This window comes from Mycobacterium sp. E3298, assembly GCF_001666895.1.
Lineage (GTDB): Bacteria > Actinomycetota > Actinomycetes > Mycobacteriales > Mycobacteriaceae > Mycobacterium.
Genome location: NZ_LZJB01000244.1, coordinates 1 through 4948, shown reverse-complemented (window position 1 = coordinate 4948; position 4948 = coordinate 1). Strand labels below are relative to the sequence as shown.

The window sequence follows — 4948 nt, the reverse complement described above, 5'->3', positions numbered from 1 at the left end:
CGTGCCGCGATGACGCCGACCTGATCCAGCGACAGCCGGCCCTCCCGCATTCCTTGGGCGCAGCGGGGGAACTCCTCGACCCGGCGCGCGACGGTGGCGATCGTGTGCGCGGTGGTCGAGGACAACCCCAGCTTCCAGGCCACCAACGCCGGCACCGACCGCGCGCCGGTCATGCCGCACAGCTCCTCACGCTCGATCTCGGCGACCAAATCCACGATGCGCCCATCGACGGCGTTGCGCTGACCGGCCAACTCCGCCAACTCCTCGAACAGCACCCCGAGACGGTCTTTGGGGCTCACCACCACGGAGTCGGACGATGCGGTCGAAGACATGAACCCATCGTCGCCGCGCGGTACGACAAGTTTCGGTTGCCGATTCCGCGCTGGAATGTGACCCGCGAACTACTCCACAGTCCCGTCTCTTTCCACAGGACCGCTCACCGAGACCCGGTTTCGGCCCCAGGTCCGTCGGTTGCGGCGAGGTCAATGGTCACGACAGCAGAGAAATGGCAACCGAGAAGGGATCAGCCAATGTTTGAAACACCGCTTACGGTCGTCGGACACATCGTCACCAACCCCGAACGCCGACACGTCGGCACGCAGGAGGTGATCAAGTTCCGCGTCGCGAGCAATTCCCGGCGGCGCACGGCCGACGGAGGCTGGGAGCCGGGCAACTCGTTGTTCATCAACGTCAATTGCTGGGGCAAGTTGGTCACCGGCGTGGGCGCCGCGCTGGGTAAGGGTGCACCGGTGATTGTCGTGGGCCACGTGTACACCAGCGAGTACGAGGACCGCGACGGCAACCGCCGCTCGTCGCTGGAGATGCGTGCCACCTCCGTCGGGCCCGATGTGTCCCGCGCGATCGTCCGCATCGAGAGGCCCGGCTACACCGGCCCGACTGCCGGCGATGCCGGCAAGCCACCCACGGATGCGACCGGCACCGCTGGTGAGGACGCCGATCGCGACGCCGGCGTCGACTCCGCCGAAGCGGGACCGCTGCCGATGTCGGCTTAGCTGCGGAATCCGGCCCACCGCGCGATGCCTAGGATGGTCGCGAGAACTCTCTCAAAAGACCAGAAAGGCATGACCGCGGCATGGCTGAGTTCATCTACACGATGAAAAAGGTCCGCAAGGCGCACGGCGACAAGGTGATCCTGGACGACGTCACGTTGAGCTTCTACCCGGGCGCCAAGATCGGTGTCGTCGGCCCCAACGGCGCCGGCAAGTCGAGCGTCTTGCGGATCATGGCTGGGCTGGACAAGCCGAACAACGGCGAGGCCTTCCTGGCCACCGGCGCCACCGTCGGCATCCTGCAGCAGGAGCCACCGCTGAACGAAGAGAAGACGGTGCGCGGCAACGTCGAGGAGGGGCTCGGCGAGATCAAGGTCAAGCTGGACCGGTTCAACGAGGTCGCCGAATTGATGGCCACCGACTACTCCGACGAGTTGATGGAGGAAATGGGCCGGCTGCAGGAGGAGCTGGACCACGCCGACGCCTGGGACCTCGACTCGCAGCTCGAGCAGGCCATGGACGCCCTGCGCTGCCCGCCGCCCGACGAGCCGGTGACGAACCTGTCCGGTGGTGAGCGACGGCGCGTGGCGCTGTGCAAGCTGCTGTTGTCCAAGCCGGACCTGTTGCTGCTCGACGAGCCGACCAACCACCTGGACGCCGAAAGCGTGCAGTGGCTCGAACAGCACCTGGCCGCCTATGCGGGCGCGGTGTTGGCGGTGACCCACGACCGGTACTTCCTGGACAACGTGGCGCAGTGGATCCTCGAGCTCGACCGCGGTCGCGCGTACCCCTATGAGGGCAACTATTCGACCTATCTGGAGAAGAAGGCCGAGCGCTTGTCGGTGCAGGGCCGCAAGGACGCCAAGCTGCAGAAGCGGCTGACCGAGGAGCTGGCCTGGGTGCGGTCGGGGGCCAAGGCGCGCCAGGCGAAGAGCAAGGCGCGGCTGCAGCGGTATGAGGAGATGGCGGCCGAGGCGGAAAAGACGCGCAAGCTCGACTTCGAGGAGATCCAGATCCCGGTCGGGCCGCGGCTGGGCAACGTGGTCGTCGAGGTCGAGCACCTGGACAAGGGCTTCGGCGGGCGCACGCTGATCAAGGACCTGTCCTTCACCCTGCCCCGCAACGGCATCGTCGGCGTCATCGGTCCCAACGGCGTCGGCAAGACGACGCTGTTCAAGACCATCGTGGGACTCGAACAGCCCGACAGCGGGACGGTCAAGGTCGGAGAAACCGTCAAGCTCAGCTACGTCGACCAGTCCCGCGCCGGGATCGACCCCAAGAAGACCGTGTGGGAAGTCGTTTCGGACGGCCTCGACTACATCGAGGTCGGACAGAACGAGATCCCGTCGCGCGCCTACGTTTCAGCGTTCGGCTTCAAGGGTCCTGACCAGCAGAAGCCGGCCGGCGTGCTCTCCGGCGGCGAGCGCAACCGGCTGAACCTGGCGCTCACGCTCAAAGAGGGCGGCAACCTGATCCTGCTCGACGAACCCACCAACGACCTCGACGTCGAAACGCTCGGCTCGCTCGAGAACGCCCTGGAGAAATTCCCCGGCTGCGCGGTCGTGATCTCCCACGATCGCTGGTTCCTGGACCGCACGTGCACGCACATCCTGGCCTGGGAGGGCGACGAGGACAACGAGGCCAAGTGGTTCTGGTTCGAGGGCAACTTCGGTGCGTACGAGGAGAACAAGGTCGCACGCCTCGGAGTTGACGCGGCGCGACCGCACAGAGTGACCCACCGAAAGCTCACGCGCGACTAGTGTCAGCTGCGCAGCCCCGCAGTGACGCGGCCCGGACGGCCGCTGGGGGCCGCCCCCCATTGCGGGGGAGACTGGGCGGTTGAGCACAGTGACATCGGTCACGAGTTGGGAGCCATCGGCATGACGATCGATCCCGGAGCCAAGCAGGCCCTCAAGCCGTGGACCGCGTTCACACTGCAGGAGGACATTCCGGGCTGGATCGCGAAGGCCTACATCGAGAGCTATCGCGGCCCGCACGGCGACGAACCGGGGGCGGCGGATTCCGGTCCGATCGACCTGACCGTCCCGACCTCCATCGTCACTCCCGCCATGCTGGGCGCCCACTATCGGTTGGGCCAGCACCGCCCCGCCGGCCAGAGCCGAGTCGCGGTGTACCCCGCGGAGGATCCGGCCGGATTCGGGCCCGCGCTGCAGGTCGTCACCGATCACGGCGGCATGCTGATGGACTCGGTCACCGTGCTGCTGCACCGGCTCGGCGTGCCCTACGCCGCCATCATGACGCCGGTGTTCGAGGTGCACCGCAACTCGGACGGCGACCTGGTCAGCGTCGAACCCAAACCTCCCGGCGCACCGCCATACGTCGGCGAAGCGTGGATACACGTGCAGCTGCTGCCGTCGGTCGACACCAAGGGCCTCGTCGAAGTCGAGCGGCTGCTGCCCAAGGTCCTGTCGGACGTGCAGCAGGTCGCCAGCGACGCGGGCGCGTTGATCGCCGCCCTGAGCGGCCTGGCCGCGGACGTGGAAACCAACGCGCACGGCCAGTTCTCCGCGCCGGACCGCGACGACGTCGCCGCCCTGCTGCGCTGGCTGGGCAACGGTAACTTCCTGCTGCTGGGCTACCAACGGTGCCGCGTGCACGAGGGCCTGGTCTCCGGCGACGGCTCACCCGGCCTGGGCGTCCTGCGCACCCGCACCGGTTCCCGCCCCCGATTGACCGATGACGACAAGCTGCTGGTGCTCGCGCAGTCTGTCGTGGGCAGCTACTTGCGGTACGGCGCCTATCCGTACGCCATCGCGGTGCGGGAGAGGGCCGACGACGGAGTCGTCGAGCACCGCTTCGTCGGGCTCTTCACGGTCGCCGCCATGAACGCCGACGTCCTGGAGATCCCTACGGTCTCGACCCGGGTCCGCGACGCGCTCGCCCTGGCCGACAGCGACCCGATCCACCCCGGTCAGCTGCTGCTCGACGTCATCCAAACCGTCCCGCGCTCAGAGCTTTTCACTCTCAGCGCCGAGCGGCTGTTGGCGATGGCCAAAGCGGTGGTGGACCTGGGATCCCAACGGCGGGCGTTGTTGTTCCTGCGCGCCGATCGGCTCCAATACTTCGTGTCCTGCCTGGTGTACTTGCCCCGCGACCGCTACACCACCCAGGTGCGGCTTCAGATCGAAGACATCTTGGTCCGCGAATTCGGCGGCACGCGGCTCGAGTTCACCGCCCGCGTCAGCGAGTCACCCTGGGCCCTCATGCATTTCATGGTGCGGCTGCCCGAAGAAGCCGCACCCGTCGACGTCTCCGAGGACAATCGGGTCCGCATCCAGGGGCTGCTGAGCGAGGCCGCCCGCACCTGGACCGACCGGTTGATCGGCGCGGCCGCGGACGGCCGCGCCGAGCAGGCCGACGTCGAGCACTACGCCACGGCGTTCTCGGAGGTCTACAAGCAGGCCGTCAGCCCGGCCGACGCCATCGACCACATCGCCATAATCCAAGGGCTGCAAGATAATTCGGTAAAGCTAGTGTTCTCTGAGCGCGGCGAGGACGGGGCCGCCCAGCTGACCTGGTTCCTGGGCGGGCGCACCGCCTCGCTGAGCCAGCTGCTGCCGATGCTGCAGAGCATGGGCGTGGTGGTGCTCGAGGAGCGGCCCTTCACCGTGACCCGCCCGGACAACCTGCCGGTGTGGATCTACCAGTTCAAGATCTCGACCCACCCCACCATCTCGCCGGCGACCACGACAACCGAGCGCGAGGCCACCGCACAGCGATTCGCCGACGCGGTCACCGCGATCTGGGAAGGCCGGGTCGAGATCGACCGCTTCAACGAACTGGTCATGCGCGCGCGGCTGACCTGGCAGCAGGTCGTGTTGCTGCGTGCCTACGCGAAATACCTACGGCAGGCGGGCTTTCCCTACAGTCAGTCCTACATCGAGTCGGTGCTCAACGAGCACCCCTCCACGGCGCGT

Annotated in this window: 3 protein-coding genes and 1 pseudogene; 3 read left to right on the top strand and 1 reads right to left on the bottom strand. The window is 67.2% G+C overall.

What is annotated here, in order from left to right; translation table 11 throughout:
* Positions 1–332, bottom strand: a 332-nt coding sequence (locus tag A9X05_RS11350; RefSeq protein ID WP_156736651.1) for a DUF222 domain-containing protein, incomplete at its 3' end; no start/stop codon positions are given.
* Positions 333–530: 198 nt separating this feature from the next.
* On the opposite strand from A9X05_RS11350, the gene A9X05_RS11345 reads away from it, so the two are divergent.
* From A9X05_RS11345 to A9X05_RS11335, 3 genes and pseudogenes are all read left to right on the top strand, one after another.
* The gene (locus A9X05_RS11345) at positions 531–1013 is read left to right on the top strand and encodes a single-stranded DNA-binding protein (RefSeq protein WP_067749484.1); all 483 of its coding nucleotides are present in this window, start codon (positions 531–533) and stop codon (positions 1011–1013) included.
* 80 nt (positions 1014–1093) lie between these two features.
* Positions 1094–2770: an energy-dependent translational throttle protein EttA gene (gene ettA / locus A9X05_RS11340; RefSeq protein ID WP_067749486.1), complete on the top strand. Its 1677-nt coding sequence runs from the start codon at positions 1094–1096 to the stop codon at positions 2768–2770.
* Positions 2771–2890: 120 nt separating this feature from the next.
* Positions 2891–4948, top strand: a pseudogene (locus A9X05_RS11335) (NAD-glutamate dehydrogenase domain-containing protein); the annotation flags it as partial.